Origin of the sequence: Streptomyces sp. NPDC002088 (genome assembly GCF_040296605.1) — a bacterium.
GTDB lineage: Bacteria > Actinomycetota > Actinomycetes > Streptomycetales > Streptomycetaceae > Streptomyces.
Genome location: NZ_JBEOXO010000016.1, coordinates 126,772 through 142,281, shown reverse-complemented (window position 1 = coordinate 142,281; position 15,510 = coordinate 126,772). Strand labels below are relative to the sequence as shown.

General features: G+C 71.5%; 15 protein-coding genes. 6 read left to right on the top strand and 9 right to left on the bottom strand.

Annotated elements, in window-relative coordinates:
• Positions 1-117: 117 nt before the first annotated feature.
• Positions 118-633, bottom strand: coding sequence for an Lrp/AsnC family transcriptional regulator (locus ABT114_RS30225; RefSeq protein WP_351146048.1), 516 nt, complete (start codon positions 631-633; stop codon positions 118-120).
• A gap of 77 nt (positions 634-710) precedes the next feature.
• Between ABT114_RS30225 and ABT114_RS30220 the strand changes: the two genes are divergently transcribed.
• From ABT114_RS30220 to ABT114_RS30205, 4 genes are read left to right on the top strand one after another with little or no spacing between them, the layout of a single operon-like run.
• Entirely contained in the window at positions 711-1,481 is a 771-nt protein-coding gene (locus ABT114_RS30220; protein ID WP_351146047.1) for a LytR/AlgR family response regulator transcription factor, read from the top strand.
• A 10-nt stretch (positions 1,482-1,491) separates the two neighbouring features.
• Entirely contained in the window at positions 1,492-1,887 is a 396-nt protein-coding gene (locus tag ABT114_RS30215) for a hypothetical protein (protein ID WP_351146046.1), read from the top strand.
• 5 nt (positions 1,888-1,892) lie between these two features.
• Positions 1,893-3,620 (top strand): sodium/solute symporter, encoded by a 1,728-nt coding sequence (locus tag ABT114_RS30210; protein ID WP_351146045.1) that lies wholly within the window; start codon positions 1,893-1,895, stop codon positions 3,618-3,620.
• Positions 3,617-4,822 (top strand): sensor histidine kinase, encoded by a 1,206-nt coding sequence (locus tag ABT114_RS30205; RefSeq protein WP_351146044.1) that lies wholly within the window; start codon positions 3,617-3,619, stop codon positions 4,820-4,822. The genes ABT114_RS30210 and ABT114_RS30205 overlap by 4 nt, the downstream gene beginning before the upstream one ends.
• Before the next feature lie 44 nt (positions 4,823-4,866).
• Here the strand turns inward: ABT114_RS30205 and ABT114_RS30200 are convergent, their stop codons facing one another.
• The 7 genes from ABT114_RS30200 to ABT114_RS30170 all read right to left on the bottom strand — a co-directional run bounded on the left by ABT114_RS30200 (position 4,867) and on the right by ABT114_RS30170 (position 12,598).
• Complete coding sequence (locus tag ABT114_RS30200) at positions 4,867-5,037, bottom strand: hypothetical protein (protein ID WP_351146043.1); 171 nt, start codon at positions 5,035-5,037, stop codon at positions 4,867-4,869.
• Positions 5,038-5,064: 27 nt separating this feature from the next.
• On the bottom strand, positions 5,065-6,852 hold the full coding sequence (locus tag ABT114_RS30195; RefSeq protein ID WP_351146042.1) for a serine/threonine-protein kinase: 1,788 nt from the start codon (positions 6,850-6,852) through the stop codon (positions 5,065-5,067).
• A gap of 34 nt (positions 6,853-6,886) precedes the next feature.
• The gene (locus ABT114_RS30190; protein ID WP_351146128.1) at positions 6,887-8,161 is read right to left on the bottom strand and encodes a DUF6777 domain-containing protein; all 1,275 of its coding nucleotides are present in this window, start codon (positions 8,159-8,161) and stop codon (positions 6,887-6,889) included.
• 185 nt (positions 8,162-8,346) lie between these two features.
• On the bottom strand, positions 8,347-9,297 hold the full coding sequence (locus ABT114_RS30185) for a cytochrome c oxidase assembly protein (protein WP_351146041.1): 951 nt from the start codon (positions 9,295-9,297) through the stop codon (positions 8,347-8,349).
• 120 nt (positions 9,298-9,417) lie between these two features.
• Complete coding sequence (locus tag ABT114_RS30180) at positions 9,418-10,443, bottom strand: 6-phosphofructokinase (RefSeq protein ID WP_351146040.1); 1,026 nt, start codon at positions 10,441-10,443, stop codon at positions 9,418-9,420.
• Between the two features lie 167 nt (positions 10,444-10,610).
• Positions 10,611-11,339, bottom strand: coding sequence for a type 1 glutamine amidotransferase (locus tag ABT114_RS30175; protein WP_351146039.1), 729 nt, complete (start codon positions 11,337-11,339; stop codon positions 10,611-10,613).
• Positions 11,340-11,359: 20 nt separating this feature from the next.
• The gene (locus ABT114_RS30170) at positions 11,360-12,598 is read right to left on the bottom strand and encodes a MurT ligase domain-containing protein (protein ID WP_351146038.1); all 1,239 of its coding nucleotides are present in this window, start codon (positions 12,596-12,598) and stop codon (positions 11,360-11,362) included.
• Between the two features lie 158 nt (positions 12,599-12,756).
• Here ABT114_RS30170 and def point away from each other — a divergent pair, with 158 nt between their 5' ends.
• Positions 12,757-13,296 carry a peptide deformylase gene (def, locus tag ABT114_RS30165; RefSeq protein ID WP_351146037.1) on the top strand — a complete coding sequence of 180 codons (540 nt, stop codon included), beginning with the start codon at positions 12,757-12,759 and terminating at the stop codon, positions 13,294-13,296.
• A gap of 140 nt (positions 13,297-13,436) precedes the next feature.
• On the opposite strand, the gene ABT114_RS30160 is transcribed toward def, so the two are convergent.
• Positions 13,437-14,081 carry a TetR/AcrR family transcriptional regulator gene (locus tag ABT114_RS30160; protein WP_351146036.1) on the bottom strand — a complete coding sequence of 215 codons (645 nt, stop codon included), beginning with the start codon at positions 14,079-14,081 and terminating at the stop codon, positions 13,437-13,439.
• A 172-nt stretch (positions 14,082-14,253) separates the two neighbouring features.
• On the opposite strand from ABT114_RS30160, the gene ABT114_RS30155 reads away from it, so the two are divergent.
• The gene (locus tag ABT114_RS30155; protein WP_351146035.1) at positions 14,254-15,480 is read left to right on the top strand and encodes an acyl-CoA dehydrogenase family protein; all 1,227 of its coding nucleotides are present in this window, start codon (positions 14,254-14,256) and stop codon (positions 15,478-15,480) included.
• Positions 15,481-15,510: the final 30 nt, after the last annotated feature.

The following is a 15,510-nucleotide window of genomic DNA, read 5'->3' as shown; positions in this document are numbered from 1 at the left end:
TCCCTCCGTTTCCTGCGGTGTCGACTGAGGGTTGACACCAAGGTAGGAAATGACGGAGCCGGACAACAAGGAACGAAGACTGCGTGTTCACGCAGCATCGCTGCGTCTTCAGGCCCGTCACCGCACGTCTGATGCGCCCCGCACGGTCTCCTCCGGCGCGGGCTGGCTCGCACCCGCCTCCGGGCTTTCCGGGAGGAGGTGGGACAACACCATCACACTGATCGTCTTCCGGATGAACGGCTCGACGCGGATGCGCTCCAGCACCTCCTCGAAGTGCTCCACGTCCCTGGCCCGCACATGCAGCAGCGCGTCCGCACCGCCGGTCACCGTCATCGCCGCCGTGATCTCCGGATGGTTGCGCACGACCTCCGCGAGCCGCCGCGGCGGGGCCGCGCCCTCGCAGTACACCTCGACGTACGCCTCCGTGCGCCAGCCCAGCGCCGACGGCTGCACCGTGGCCGTGAACCCGGTGATCACCCCCGTGTCGCGCAGCCGGTCAACGCGGCGCTTCACCGCCGTCGAGGACAGGCCGATCGCCGCGCCGATCTCGGCGAAACTCGTCCTGGCGTTCGCCATCAGAGCGGTGAGGATCTTCCGGTCGAGCTCGTCGAACGGCGTGGGCCTGCTGTTCATGTCGGCACTGTATCCAGCGCGAACGTCCACGCAGGGCACATGTCCAGGCGTACGGATTGCTCCTACACTCCACGTTCATGCTGCGCGCCCTCGCCGTCGACGACGAACGCCCCTCGCTCGAGGAACTGCTCTATCTGCTGAACGCGGATCCCAGGATCGGCACCGTGGAGGGCGCCGGTGACGCGACCGAGGCGCTGCGCCGCATCAACCGCGCCCTGGAGTCAGGCCCGCACGGCCCCGAAGCGATCGACGTCGTCTTCCTCGACATCCACATGCCCGGCCTCGACGGACTCGACCTGGCCCGGCTGCTGACCGGCTTCGCCCGGCCCCCGCTGGTCGTGTTCGTCACCGCCCACGAGGACTTCGCCGTCCAGGCCTTCGACCTCAAGGCCGTCGACTACGTGCTCAAACCGGTCCGCAAGGAACGCCTGGCCGAGGCGGTCCGCCGCGTCGTCGAACTCCGCGCCGCCGAACCGCGCGGCAGCGCAGCGCGGATACCCGTGCACGAACCCGACCCCGACCACATACCCGTCGAGCTCGGCGGCGTGACCCGCTTCGTCGCCGTCGACGACATCACCCACGTCGAGGCCCACGGTGACTACGCCCGCCTGCACACCGGCCGCGGCAGCCACCTCGTGCGCATCCCGCTGTCCACCCTCGAGGAACGCTGGCGTTCGCGCGGCTTCGTCCGCATCCACCGTCGCCACCTCGTCGCCCTGCGCCACATCGGCGAACTCCGCCTGGACGCGGGTACGGTGAGCGTCCGGGTCGGCGCCGAGGAGCTCCAGGTCAGCCGCCGCCACGCACGCGAACTGCGGGACCTGCTGATGCGCCGGACGACGAGCTAGGGAGGACCTCATGCCCCAGGACCCCGCCGAGCGCCGCGTCGTCGTCACCGGCCCGCCCCGCCGCACCCTCCCCCACGCCCGGCTTCGCTCGCGCGGGCGGTACCCGCATGCCTCCGGCTACTATCGCCCCCGCACCGAGATCGACGAGCAGACCACTCTCGGCCACACCTACGTCCGCTCCCTGATGCGCACCCAACTGCGCGCCGCCCTCGCCGTGTTCGCGGTCCTCGTCCTGCTCGTCGGCCCGCTGCCGCTGCTCTTCGCGGCCATGCCGGACGCCCGGCGCCTCGAATGGGCGGTCCTCGGCTTCTGCCTGTACGCGCCGCTCGTCCTGCTGGCCCGCTGGTACGTGCGCCGGGCGGAACGCAACGAACGGGACTTCGTGCTCCTCGTAGAGGACCGCTGACCGCCGTGAACTCCAGCTACGCCGTCCCCGCTGTCGCCCTCGTCGTCGTCGCGACCGTCCTCGTCGGCGCCTTCGGCCTGCGCATCTCCCGCACGACCTCCGACTTCTACGTCGCCTCCCGCACCGTCGGCCCCCGCCTCAACGCGGCCGCCATCAGCGGCGAATACCTCTCCGCGGCCTCCTTCCTCGGCATCGCGGGACTGGTGCTCGTCCAGGGCCCCGACATGCTCTGGTATCCCGTCGGCTACACGGCCGGCTACCTGGTCCTCCTCCTCTTCGTCGCCGCCCCGCTGCGGCGCTCCGGCGCCTACACCCTCCCCGACTTCGCCGAGGCACGGCTCGCCTCCCAGGCCGTGCGACGGCTCGCGGGCGCCTTCGTCGTCGGCGTCGGCTGGCTGTACCTGCTGCCCCAACTCCAAGGTGCCGGGCTGACGTTGACGGTGCTGACCGGGGCGCCCGACCTGCTCGGCGGAGTGATCGTGGCGGTCGTGGTGGTCGCCACCGTCGCCGCCGGCGGCATGCGCAGCATCACCTTCGTGCAGGCCTTCCAGTACTGGCTGAAGCTCACCGCCCTCCTCGTCCCGGCCCTGTTCCTGGTCCTCGCCTGGCAGGGCGACGGAGCACCCTCGCACGCCTTCGAGGAACCGGCCGCCTTCCGCGAACAGCGGTCCGTCCGCGTCGACTCCACCCTCGACCTGAAGCTGGACCGGCCGCTCACCGTGACCGTCAGCGGCACGGTCGACGGACGCCGGCACGACCAAGCACCGCTGACCCTCCCGGCCGGCACCCACCGCGTCCAGCAGGGCACCCGCCTGACCTTCGCCCAGGGCACCCAGGTACCCACGGCCCACCGCGGCAGCAGCGGCGGCATGTCGACCTCGCTGGCCGCGGGCCGCGAGGAACGCCCGCTGTACGCCACGTACGGACTGATCCTCGCCACCTTCCTCGGCACCATGGGACTGCCGCACGTCGTCGTCCGCTTCTACACCAGCCCGCACGGAGTCGCCGCCCGCCGCACGACGGTGGCGGTGCTCGCCCTGATCGGCGCCTTCTACCTCCTACCGCCGGTCTACGGCGCACTGGGCCGCCTGTACGCCCCCGAACTCACCCTCACCGGCGACGCGGACGCCGCCGTCCTGCTGCTGCCCGGCCGGATGATCGGCGGCCTCGGCGGCGACCTGCTCGGCGCGCTGATCGCCGGGGGAGCCTTCGCCGCGTTCCTGTCCACGGCGTCGGGGCTGACCATGGCCGTGGCCGGCGTGCTCACCCAGGACGTCCTCCCGACGCGCGGGGTACGGCACTTCAGGCTCGGCACGGTGCTCGCCATGGCCGTACCGCTCGCGGCGAGCGTCCTGGTCGGCGGCCTGCCCGTCGCCGACGCGGTCGGGCTCGCCTTCGCCGTGTCCGCGTCGTCGTTCTGCCCGCTGCTCGTCCTCGGCATCTGGTGGCGGCGGCTGACCCCGCCCGGCGCGGCGGCCGGGATGCTGGTGGGCGGCGGATCGGCGTTCGTGGCCGTCGCCGCGACCATGGCGGGCTTCCCGGGCACGGGCGGACTGCACGCCCTGCTCGCCTGGCCCGCCCTGTGGTCGGTGCCACTGGGCTTCCTCACCATGGTGCTGGTGTCCCTGGCGACCCCGGGCCGGGTGCCGGCCGGGACGGCGGCGATCCTGGCGCGGTTCCACCTGCCGGAGGAACTCCGCACGGAGGAACTGCGGGCGGAGGCGAAGGCGTGAGCGGATTCCTGGCGGGCCTGTGCGTGGCCGTACTGCCGCTGCTGGCCGCGGGTTTCTGGCTGGGGCGACGCACGGCACGCCCGGAGAGCCAGGGCGGCCTCGGCACCCCCGTCGAGCACGCCACCTTCCAGACCCTGCACACCGCCTCCCTCGCCGCACCCCCGCTCCGGGAGGGTCTCACCGAGGAGACGGCCCGCAGATCGGCGCGCACCCTGCGTTCGCTGCTCGGCACGGACGCGCTGTGCCTCACCGACGACAAGGACGTCCTCGTCTGGGACGGGGTGGGCGGCCACCACCGTGCCGAGGTCATGGAGCGGCTGGCCGGCCCGCTGGAGACCGGCCGCGGCGAGGCGTTCCGACTGGACTGCGACGCGCCCGACTGCCCGGTGCGCTGGGCCGTCGTCGCCCCGCTCACCGTCGACGACCGGGTGCACGGCGCGCTCGTCGCCTGCGCGCCCCGCGAGTCGGCGGTCCTGGTCCGGGCGGCCGGCGAGGTCGCCCGCTGGGTCTCCGTGCAGCTGGAGCTGGCCGACCTCGACCAGTCCCGCACCCGCCTGATCGAGGCCGAGATCAAGGCCCTGCGCGCCCAGATCTCTCCGCACTTCATCTTCAACTCGCTCGCGGTGATCGCCTCGTTCGTGCGCACCGACCCCGAGCGGGCCCGCGAACTGCTGCTGGAGTTCGCCGACTTCACTCGTTACTCGTTTCGCAGGCACGGCGACTTCACCACCCTCGCCGACGAACTCCACGCCATCGACCACTACTTGGCGCTGGTACGGGCCCGCTTCGGTGACCGGCTCTCCGTCACCCTCCAGATAGCCCCCGAGGTCCTGCCGGTCACCCTGCCCTTCCTCTGTCTCCAGCCCCTCGTCGAGAATGCCGTCAAGCACGGACTGGAGGGCAAGGCCGGCACGTGCCGCATCCAGATCACCGCACAGGACGCGGGCGCCGAGGCCCTGGTGGTCATCGAGGACGACGGCGCCGGCATGGACCCTGGTCTGCTGCGCCGCATCCTCGCCGGCGAGGTCAGCCCGTCCGGCGGCATCGGGCTGTCGAACGTCGACGACCGGCTCCGGCAGGTGTACGGCGACGACTACGGGCTCGTCATCGAGACAGCAGTGGGCGCGGGCATGAAGATCACCGCCCGGCTGCCGAAATACCAGCCGGGCGTGCACTCGGCGGGCCGGCTCACCGAGGTGTGACCGCTGTGGCCGCACCCGGCGGGCCGGCCGCCGAGGCGTGCCGCTCAGGTGCTGCGGGTGACGATCATGCCCAGGGTGAGCAGGCCCAGCACGACCCAGCCGAACCACAGCCAGCCGTTGCTGCCGAGCGCCACCGTGTAGGCCGTCACCATGACGAGTCCGCCGAGGGTGAGCACCCCCATCGTTCTCGTGGAACCGTCCGTAGAACCGGGCATCGCGACACCCTCCTCAGGACACCCTCCTCAGGGTGCGTCCCCCTCCATGGTGCCCCCGTTCTGCTTCCGCACGGTGCACACGACGGCATGCGTTTTCGATTTCCATGGCCCGGCGCCGGTCCAGGAGCCGGCCTCGTACACCGACGGGTCGAAACCGTAGTCGCCCGGCGGCACGTCCCGCGCGCACGCCGCGTCGGACTCGGTCCGGGCTTCGGTGAGCGTGACGTCGGCCGGCAGACGGGTGAAACCGACGACCATCTCGTCGTGCGGCCCGGAGCAGGACACCAGCCGGGCGTCCCGGTTGGAGCGGGTGTCGAGACAGTCCCGCTTCTGCATGTTCGAGGTGTCGGTGAAGGCCGAGCCGAGCTTGCGGTGGCCGGCCAGCGGCCCGTACACCGGCCCGTGCGCGCCCAGCACGAGACAGGCCGTGCGCCGCCCGGCGGCCTCGAACCCGGCCCCCGTCGGCACGACCGCGTACCCGCGCACGTCCGCGAGCCGCTCGCGGACCTCCCGGGTCCGCTCCTCGCACCGGGCCGGTCCCAGCCTGCGGGCCTCGTCCGCGGAGGTGGCCGCGACGAACGCCATCACCTGCCCGTCGGGCGCCTTGTCCCGGCAGCTGGGGTCCAGGGCGAGGCGGGGCGTGCCCGCGAAGGGGGTGCCGGGCCAGTCGGCCAGCACGCAGTCGCCGTCCCGCAGCGGCTCGGCGAGCCCGACCGTGTCGCCGTACGGCGCCGCCTTCCGGCCGGTTGTCCCGGGTGCGGGGGCGAGGGCGTACCAGACGCCGGCCAGGGCGAGGACCAGCCCTAGGAGCCCGGCGACGACGGCGTGCCGGACGGGGCGGCGGGTGGGCGGGGGTGGGGGCGGCGCCACGGGTACCGGCGACTCCTGCGCACCGCTCCAGTGCGGCTGCGAGCCCAGGTCGGTCTGGGTGCGGGCATACGCGTCCGCCTGCGGCGTGACGATCCGCGACAGCGCGGCCTCTGCCTCCGCCGCCGTCATCCGCCGAGCCGGGTCCTTCTCGAGGAACGCCCGCAGTACGGGACCCAGCGCGCCCGCGCGCACGGGCGGCCCCGGCTCCTCCATGACCACGGCGGTGACCTCGGCGAGGTGCGACTCGCGCTCGAAGGGACCGTGCCCCTCGACCGTGTGGTAGAGCGTGCAGCCCAGCGAGAACAGGTCGGCGGCCGAGGTGGGCGGCCCGCCGGTCGCCCGCTCGGGCGCCAGATAACCGGCCGTGCCCACGAGCACCGACGCCAGCGTGTACCGCGTCTCCCCGGTGTCGGGCTGTACGGAGATGCCGTAGTCGGTGAGCAGGACCCGGCCGTACGGGGATCCGCCGCGGTCGGGCGCCAGCAGGATGTTCGCCGGTTTCACGTCCCGGTGCATGATGCCCAGCTCGTGCCCGGCGGTCAGCGCGTCCAGCACGGCCAGCCCGATGCGCGCGCACTCGGCCGGGGCGAGCGGCCCGCGCCGGTCCACCAGCTCCCGCAGGTCGACGGCGTCCGCCACGTACTCCATGACGATCCACGGCAGCCCCTCGTGCTCCAGGGCGTCGTGCACGGTCACCACGTGCGGATGCCCGCGCAGACCCGCCGCGTGCCGGGCCTCGGCCCGCGCCCGGGCGACCCGGGCCTCCCGCTCGTCGGCCTCGGCCGGGTCGCGGAAGACGATCTCCTTGAGCGCGACCTCGCAGGCCAGTCTCCGGTCGTGGGCGAGCCACACATGGCCCATGCCGCCGCTGCCGAGTCGGTTCAGCAGCAGATAGCGGCCGGCGATGACCCGGCCCACTCCCGACGTCGGTGATCCTGAAGGCATCCGGTGACTCCCGGTTTCTGCGGGGGCGCTACGGCTACGTGGTCGCGGTGGGGGACGTGCTCGCGGGCTCGGTCGTGACCGGGGTGGTGGTGGCCGGCTCGGTCGTGACCGGGGCCGGGGCGCTGGTGGCGGGTGCGCTGCTGGTGGCGGGCGCGCTGCTCGGCTCCGGCGGCGGTGGCGGCGGGCTCGGCGGGGGCGAGCTGCTGACCTCCGGGGCGGAACTGGTGGCAGGCGGCGCGGAGCTGGTGGCAGGCGGCGCGGAGCTCGTCGCGGCGGGCGGCGTCGAGGCGGCCGGCGGGCTCGACGAGGGTGCCCCGGACGATCCGGAGGGCCCGGCGGACGAGGGCGGCGGTGCCGACGTCGACGGCGACTGCCCCGGCGAGGCCGGCTGCGACGACGCCGGATCCGGGGGAGGGGTCGTGGGGACAGGCGCAGAGGTGGCCGGAGTGGTCGCCCCACCGCTCGTCCCACCCGCCACGCTGAGCGTGACGTACGTACCGAACCGCAGCTCGGTCCCCGCCGGCGGGTCCGACGCCATGACCTCCGCGTCGTCCGGCGGCAGCCCCGGTCCGTCGTACGCGGCGGCCAGCCCCCGGTCGGTCAGCCGCCGGCTCGCCTGCCCGAAGGTCGTCCCGGCCAGGTTCGGCACCGCGCGCCGCTCCCGCGTGTCGAACGTGGAGTCGTCCTTGCCCGTCGTGCCGACCGGCCGTTCGATGCCCCGGTCGGGCTCGCCCACGTCCACGAGCGCGAGCTGCTCCAGGGGCCGGGCCGCGGGGCGCACGGCGACCACGGAGGAACGGTCGTATCCCCGCCACTTCTTGTTCCCGTCCTCGAACTTGACGGAAATCCGGCTCGTGTCACCCTCGAAGGGACGCAGCGGATTTCCGCATGAGCACTTGACGGCGGGAAGTCCCTGCTCGTCGACGAGAATCGCGATTCCGGCCTGGAGCAGAGAGTTGAAGGGGACGGCCTTTTCTTTCTTGTAGTCGTGGTTCCGTACGAGAGTGTCGTGACGCAGCAGAACGGGTGTGAGCCGGTCGAGATAGTCCGGAATCCGGTCGGTGGTGATACCCAGCGCACTGGCCCACGCCCGGGCTTTCGGGTGGTTCGCGGGATCGGTGAGGAAGCGCCTCAGTTTCTCGACGTCACATATCGTCGGCTGCCGCGTGCCCCCGTACAGCCCGGGAGCGTCCCCCTGCTGCAAGCTGCCGGGCGCGGACTGCGAGCGGATGTCCGCGTCGTGGCCCAGCCCGCTGCCCTCGTCGAAGAACGGTGCGAGCGAGGGCACACCCGCGGCGACCGCCTTCACTGCGAACAAGGGTGCGCCCCGATCGCACCCGGTCAACACCAGAGCGAACAACAGGAGGACGATCATCCGTCGAATCGCCCATTTCCCGGTCATTAGCATGAACGCGCGAATTGTCATCACCGCTCCCCCCGGCGGTTCCCCCAATGCGCTTCATGCTACTGAATGAGAGGGCCTTTCCAAGGTTTTCAGCGTCCCCGTGCGTTCAGTGAGGCCAAATAGGCGTTGTATGCCTCAAGTTCCTTGTCCCCGTCGCGGTCCGCGGCCCGGTCCGAGCGCTTGGCCTGCCGCTGCTCGGAGCCGTACCACTGGAACAGCAGCGCGATCAGCACCAGTACGGAGGGGACCTCGCTGAACGCCCAGGCGATGCCCCCGGCCGCGTTCTGGTCGGAGAGCGCGTCGATGCCGAGGGAGGCCGGCGGATTCTTGAAGCTCTCGACCATCGGCGTCGACGCCATCATCAGCGCGATACCGAAGAACGCGTGGAACGGCATGCCCGCGAACAGCTCCAGCATCCGCATCAGATAGCCGGGCCGGTGCGGCCCGGGATCCACGCCGATGATCGGCCAGAAGAACACCACACCGACGGCGAGGAAGTGCACCATCATCGCGAGGTGCCCCGCCTTGGAGCCCATCAGGAAGTCGAACAGCGGAGAGAAGTACAGGGCGTACAGGCTCGCGATGAACAGCGGGATCGTGAAAGCCGGATGCGTGATGATCCGCATGTAGCGGCTGTGCAGCAGTGCCAGCAGCAGTTCGCGCGGCCCCTTGCGGCCCCTGCCCGCGACCGGCAGGGCGCGCAGCGCCAGGGTGACCGGGGCGCCCAGCAGGATCAGGATCGGCGACAGCATGCTGATCACCATGTGCTGCACCATGTGCACGCTGAACATGACCATTCCGTAGTCGTTCAGCTTGGTGCACATCACCGCCATGATGGTCAGCACGCCGACGACGTACGAGATGGTCCGGCCGACCGACCACGCGTCACCGCGCCGCCGCAGCCGGACGACACCCCAGCCGTACAGGGCCAGTCCCAGCAGGCAGGCGACGAGAAAAAAGGGGTCCGCGGACCACTGAAGACCTCGTCCCAGCGTGAACGGCGGCAGATCCATGGTCATGCCGTGCCCGCTGTGATCCATCCGCCGGCTCCTGGTTCGTGGGGGTTGTGCGCTGTCTGTCCACAGCTGTCTGTCCGCACCCAGATTAGAACCGCCCCCGGCCGCTGCTGCGACCGGGGGCGGCTGAAGCTCACAGGTGCCTTACAGGACACACTCCGCCTCGGCGTACCGCTCCTGCGGAACGGTCTTCAGCGTCTCCACCGCCTCCGCCAGCGACACCGTCACGATGTCCGTGCCGCGCAGCGCGGTCATCCTGCCGAACTCGCCGCGGTGCACGGCCTCCACGGCGTGCCAGCCGAAGCGGGTGGCCAGCACGCGGTCGTACGCGGTCGGCGTGCCACCGCGCTGGACGTGCCCGAGTATGACCGGCCGGGCCTCCTTGCCGAGGCGCTCCTCCAGCTCGACGGAGAGCTGGCGGGCGATACCGGCGAAGCGCTCGTGGCCGTAGACGTCCTTGCCGCCCTCGTCGAAGTCCATCGAGCCCGCCCTCGGCTTGGCGCCCTCCGCGGCCACGACGATCGCGAACCGCTTGCCCGCCTCGAAGCGCTCGCCGACCCGCCGCGCCAACTCGTCGATGTCGAACGGGCGCTCCGGTACGACGATGGCGTGGGCACCGGCCGCCATGCCGGAGTGCAGCGCGATCCAGCCGGTGTGGCGGCCCATGACCTCCACGATCAGCACGCGCTGGTGGGACTCGGCGGTGGTCTTCAGCCGGTCCAGGGCCTCGGTCGCGACACCGACGGCCGTGTCGAAGCCGAAGGTGACGTCGGTGACCGCGATGTCGTTGTCGATGGTCTTGGGCACGCCGACGATGGGCAGACCGTTGTCCGACAGCAGACGGGCCGCCTTCAGCGTGCCCTCACCGCCGATCGGGATGATCGCGTCGAGACCGAGCTCCTCGACATGCCCCTTGGCCCGCTCCACGCCGTCCCGCAGATGCTCGGGCCGGACCCGGGAGGAGCCGAGGATGGTGCCACCGCGGGCCAGGATGCCGCCCACCGCGTCGAGGTCGAGCTTGACGTAGTCGCACTCCAGGAGGCCCTTCCAGCCATCCCGGAAGCCGATGACCTCGTCGCCGTGGTCGGCGACGGCACGGTGCACGACGGACCGGATGACGGCGTTCAGGCCGGGGCAGTCGCCGCCGGACGTGAGGACACCAATGCGCATAGCCCGAACAACCTTCTCCACGTGGGCCGGGGACCGGACCACGCTGTCCGGCTCGAACCCCGCCACCCTAGCGTCAGGAGGGGGCGGGGCCGAAGCGTGCGTCCGCCTGCTGGACGGGCCCGCTCACCTGTGCGGACGGGTCGTCAGACGGGCTGCCGCAGGGACGTTCACGCAGGCTGCTGCGCGGCCGTGATCCGTTCGTTGCGCAGCGCCTCGTACCAGCGGTCGTCGGTCGGCGGCAGCGCGTTCACGTCGAGCGCCAGCTTCAGCAGCAGGTCCGCGATCAGCGGGTTGCGGGCGAGCACAGGCCCGTGCATGTACGTGCCGAAGACGGTGTCGTTGTACGCGCCCTCCGTGCCGTCTCCCGTGCCGTTGCCCCTGCCGAGCCGTACCTGGGCGAGGGGGCGGGCGGTGGGGCCGAGCTGGGTGACGCCCTGGTGGTTCTCGAAGCCGGTCAGCGGGGGCAGCCCCAGGCGCGGGTCGATGTCCGCGAGCACGTCGCCGACGCACCGCTCGCCGGTACCGCGCACCGTGGTCACGTCCAGCAGGCCGAGACCCGGCTCACGCTGTCCCAGGTCGTTGATGAACTCGTGGCCGAGGATCTGGTAGCCGGCGCACACCGAGAACACGATCGCGCCGTTCTCCACGGCCCGGTACAGGTGCCCGTCGCGGCGCAGCCGCTCGGCCGCGAGCCGCTGTGGCCGGTCCTCGCCGCCGCCGATCAGGTAGATGTCGCCGGAGGTGGGGATCGGCTGGTCGCTGCGCACGTCCAGCCGGGCCACGTCGAGGCCGCGCTGCCGGGCCCGGCGCTCCACGACGAGGACGTTGCCCTGGTCGCCGTACGTGCTGAGCAGGTCCGGGTAGACCCAGACGACCCGCAGTTGGTTGTCGCTCATGAGATGACCGTCCTTGGTGGTCAGTTGCCGACGCGGCGGCGCAGGTCCTGGAACGCGGTGTAGTTCGCGATGACCTCGATCCGTCCCGGCGGGGCCATCTGCACGGCCTGATCGACGCTCTCGCACACCTGGAAGTGCTGGTTCGCGACCTCCAGACGCACCGCGAGGTCCAGCTTCCGGTCGCCGATCACGAAGATCGGGTGGCCGGTCAGCCGCGTGTAGTCGACGTCCCACAGCCAGGAGGTGTCGGTGCCGTCGGCGCCGCGCGCGTTCACGGACAGGATCACCGGGGTCGGTGGCGGGTCGATCAGGGAGAACGTCTCGAGCCAGCCGGCCGGGTTCTTCGCCAGCAGCAGCCGCAGGTCGCGCTGCATGAACTGCACGACGTCGTAGCGCCCGGCGACGGCCTGCACCTGATACATCCGCTCGAGCGCCACCTGCGGCGGCACTCCGAAGACGGCGGCGACCGCGGCCGAGGAGGCGGCGTTGGCCTTGTTCGCGCGGCCCGGCAGCTGGAGGTGGATCGGCCAGGCCGAGCCGTGCGGGTCGAGGACGTGGTCGCCGGACAGCGCCCAGCTCGGCGACGGCCGGCGGAAGCCGCACTCGCGGCAGAACCAGTCGTCGCCGGGGCGCTGCATCACGCCGCCGCAGGACGGGCAGGACCAGGCGTCGTCCTTCCACATCTGCCCGGCTGCGACCCAGATCACATTGGCGGAGGACGACGCGGCCCACACGACCAGCGGGTCGTCCGCGTTGGCGACGACGACGGCCTTGGAACCGGCCAGGCCCTCACGCCAGTTCTCGGCGAGCATGCGGGTCTCGGCCGCGCGGTCGAGCTGGTCGCGGGAGAGGTTGAGCAGCGCGATGCACTTCGGGTCGGTGTCCCGGGCCACGCCCGCGAGGTACTTCTCGTCCACCTCGATCACGCCGTACCGGGCCTCCGAGCCGCCCGAGAGCGCCGAGGTGATGCCGGCCGGCATGTTGGCGCCGAGGGCGTTGGAGACGACCGGGCCCGCGGCGCGCAGGGCCTCCGCGATCAGCCGGGTGGTGGTGGTCTTGCCGTTGGTCGCCGAGACCAGGACGACGTCCAGGTTCTGGGCGAGCCGGGCGAGGAGGTCGGGGTCGAGCTTGAGCGCCACCCGGCCGCCGATCACCGAACCGCTGCCGCGCCCCGCGGCGCGCGATGCCGCCGCGACCGCCTTGCCCGCGGTCACGGCGAGCTTGGCCCGCGGCGTGAGCGGGTCCGAGTTGCCTGCCATCAGTTCTCGATCCTCCTTGCGTACGCGCCGCGCCTGAGCCATCCGGCAACGTGGTGTGGACCTCAGCCTATCGAGATCCATTCGCACTCCCGCACCATGGCACCGCCTCGGCGCCCACGCGACATCCGCGTGGCTGTCAGGACCGTACCCTTGCCGCCATGCGACACGGCTCGATCCCGGGCGCCCGCGGGCGCGTCCGGCCCCTCACCCTGCTCGGCGACCCGGTGCTCCACGGCCCCTGCGCGGAGGTCACCGACTTCGGCCCCGAACTGGCACGGCTCGTGGAGGACTTGTTCGCCACGATGTACGCGGCACAGGGGGTGGGCCTCGCCGCGAACCAGGTCGGCGAGCCGCTGCGGGTGTTCGTGTACGACTGCCCGGACGACGATGATGTCCGTCATCTCGGACATGTGGTGAATCCCCGGCTGGTCGAGGCCGACGGGTTGGTGCTGCGCGGACCGGAGGGCTGCCTGTCCCTGCCGGGACTGGAAGCGGGCACGGAGCGCTACGACCACGCCGTCGTCGAGGGGTTCACGATGACCGGGGAGCCGGTCACCGTGCACGGCACCGGGTTCTTCGCACGGTGCTTGCAGCACGAGTGCGACCACCTGGAGGGAAAGGTGTACGCGGACCGCGTAACCGGCTGGCGCCACCGCCGCCTGATGCGACAGGTCGCGCGAGCTTCGTGGCGCGGATGAGCTGAGCGCTCCGCCGGAAGCGCGGTGACGAACCCGCGGGCCGGTGGGGGCTGGTCGCGCCCACGCGGCGGAGCCGCATGTCGACACAGCCCCGCGCTCCTTACGGGGCGCGATACCGCACCGGGCTTCGTCAAGGCTGCCTAGAACCCCGGCCCGCCCATTCTGTCCCCCGCCGCGGCCAGGCGACCCCACAACAGGTCGGCGAGGCTGCGCACCAGCTCCGCGCGGGAACACGGCCGTTCGCCCAGCCACCAGTCACCCGCCGCATGCATCATGCCGACGATCCCGTGCCCCCAGACCCGCGCCAGCTGCTGGCTGCCCGGCCCCAGATCCACGCGCTCCTCGATGACCTGGGCCAGCTCCTCGCCCATCCGGCGCAGCAATGGCGCGCTGTGTTTGCCCACGTCGAAGCCCTGGTCGCCGGCCTGGCCGCCCTCCGCCGGATGCATCAGGAACCGGTACACCTGAGGGCGCGCCTCGATCGCCGCGAGGTAGGTGTCCAACGTGGACTCGACCCGCTCGCGCCGCTCGGCCGGCGCGTCCAGCGCGGCCCGCAGGGAGGCGAGCAGGGCGTCCGTGTGACGCTGGGCCAGGGCGGCGTACAGTCCCCCCTTGTCGCCGAAGTGGCGGTAGAGGATCGGCTTGGTGATGCCGGCCTCCGCGGCGATGGCGTTCATCGAGGCCTGCGGGCCGTCACGGAGCACCACTCTGTCGGCGGCCTCCAGCAGCTCGCGCCGTCGGCGGTCGGCGGTCCGCTGCTGATCGGTCCGCTGTGTGGTGTCCATGAGCTCTCCCCACCCGTGCTGGTTCGGTGACGCCTGGGCAAACTAACACTCAACGCCCTCCTGACATCGAACGGGCTGCCGACAGGTCATCAGGAGTTGACTTTTCCTACCCGTCGGTAACAGACTCGCGTTACCGCAAGTAACATGCACGTGCGCCACCGCTGGAGGGGACATGGCCGAGTTCACCATGGAGCTCAACGACGAACAGAAGGAGGTCCGGGACTGGCTGCACGGTTTCGCCGCCGACGTGATCCGCCCTGCGGCCGCCGAATGGGACGAGCGTGAGGAGACTCCCTGGCCGGTCATCCAGGAGGCCGCCAAGGTCGGCATCTACTCCCTCGACTTCTACGCCCAGCAGTACTTCGACCCCACCGGTCTCGGCATCCCCATGGCCATGGAGGAGCTGTTCTGGGGCGACGCGGGCATCGCCCTGTCGATCGTGGGCACGGGCCTCGCCGCCGTGGGTGTCCTCGCCAACGGCACCGAGGAGCAGATCGGCACCTGGATCCCCCAGATGTACGGCGACGCCAATGATGTCAAGGTCGCCGCCTTCTGCTCCTCCGAGCCCGACGCCGGTTCCGACGTGGCCTCCATGCGTACGCGTGCCGTGTACGACGAGGCCAAGGACGAGTGGGTGATCAACGGCACGAAGACCTGGGCGACCAACGGCGGCATCGCCAACGTCCACGTGGTCGTCGCCGTGGTCGACGCGGAGCTCGGCTCCAAGGGCCACGCGTCCTTCATCGTCCCGCCGAACACGCCGGGCCTGTCCCAGGGCCAGAAGTTCAAGAAGCACGGCATCCGCGCCTCGCACACCGCCGAGGTCGTCCTGGAGAACGTGCGCGTTCCGGGCTCCTGCCTCCTCGGCGGCAAGGAGAAGCTGGACGAGCGCCTCGCGCGTGCGCGTGAGCGGGCCAAGACGGGCGGCGAGCGAGTCAAGAACGCCGCGATGGCCACGTTCGAAGCGTCGCGCCCGGCCGTGGGCGCGATGGCGGTGGGTACCGCCAGGGCCGCGTACGAGGTCGCCCTCGACTACGCCAGGACCCGTGAGCAGTTCGGCCGGCCGATCATCGACAACCAGGGGGTGGCCTTCCAGCTCGCGGACATGCGCACGCAGATCGATGCGGCCCGTCTGCTGGTGTGGCGTGCCTCCTGGATGGCGATCAACGGCAAGCCGTTCACGGCGGCCGAGGGGTCGATGTCGAAGCTGTTCGCGAGTGAGACGGCAAAGAAGGTGACGGGTCAGGCCATCCAGATCCTGGGTGGGAATGGCTACACCCGGGAGTATCCGGTCGAGCGGATGCACCGGGATGCAGCCATTTACACGATCTTTGAGGGGACGAGCGAGATCCAGCGGCTGGTGATCGCTCGCACGTTGTCGGGGATGTCGATTCGGTAGCGTCGCGGTCTGCGGGGAGCGTGTCCTGGG

Bases quoted from the DNA above. Each gene is read 5' to 3' on its own strand.
- ABT114_RS30225 (WP_351146048.1), bottom strand. From the start codon at position 633: ATGAACAGCAGGCCCACGCCGTTCGACGAGCTCGACCGGAAGATCCTC.
- ABT114_RS30220 (WP_351146047.1), top strand. From the start codon at position 711: ATGCTGCGCGCCCTCGCCGTCGACGACGAACGCCCCTCGCTCGAGGAA.
- ABT114_RS30215 (WP_351146046.1), top strand. From the start codon at position 1,492: ATGCCCCAGGACCCCGCCGAGCGCCGCGTCGTCGTCACCGGCCCGCCC.
- ABT114_RS30200 (WP_351146043.1), bottom strand. From the start codon at position 5,037: ATGCCCGGTTCTACGGACGGTTCCACGAGAACGATGGGGGTGCTCACC.
- ABT114_RS30195 (WP_351146042.1), bottom strand. From the start codon at position 6,852: ATGCCTTCAGGATCACCGACGTCGGGAGTGGGCCGGGTCATCGCCGGC.
- ABT114_RS30185 (WP_351146041.1), bottom strand. From the start codon at position 9,297: ATGGATCACAGCGGGCACGGCATGACCATGGATCTGCCGCCGTTCACG.
- ABT114_RS30180 (WP_351146040.1), bottom strand. From the start codon at position 10,443: ATGCGCATTGGTGTCCTCACGTCCGGCGGCGACTGCCCCGGCCTGAAC.
- ABT114_RS30175 (WP_351146039.1), bottom strand. From the start codon at position 11,339: ATGAGCGACAACCAACTGCGGGTCGTCTGGGTCTACCCGGACCTGCTC.
- ABT114_RS30170 (WP_351146038.1), bottom strand. From the start codon at position 12,598: ATGGCAGGCAACTCGGACCCGCTCACGCCGCGGGCCAAGCTCGCCGTG.
- def (WP_351146037.1), top strand. From the start codon at position 12,757: ATGCGACACGGCTCGATCCCGGGCGCCCGCGGGCGCGTCCGGCCCCTC.
- ABT114_RS30160 (WP_351146036.1), bottom strand. From the start codon at position 14,081: ATGGACACCACACAGCGGACCGATCAGCAGCGGACCGCCGACCGCCGA.
- ABT114_RS30155 (WP_351146035.1), top strand. From the start codon at position 14,254: ATGGCCGAGTTCACCATGGAGCTCAACGACGAACAGAAGGAGGTCCGG.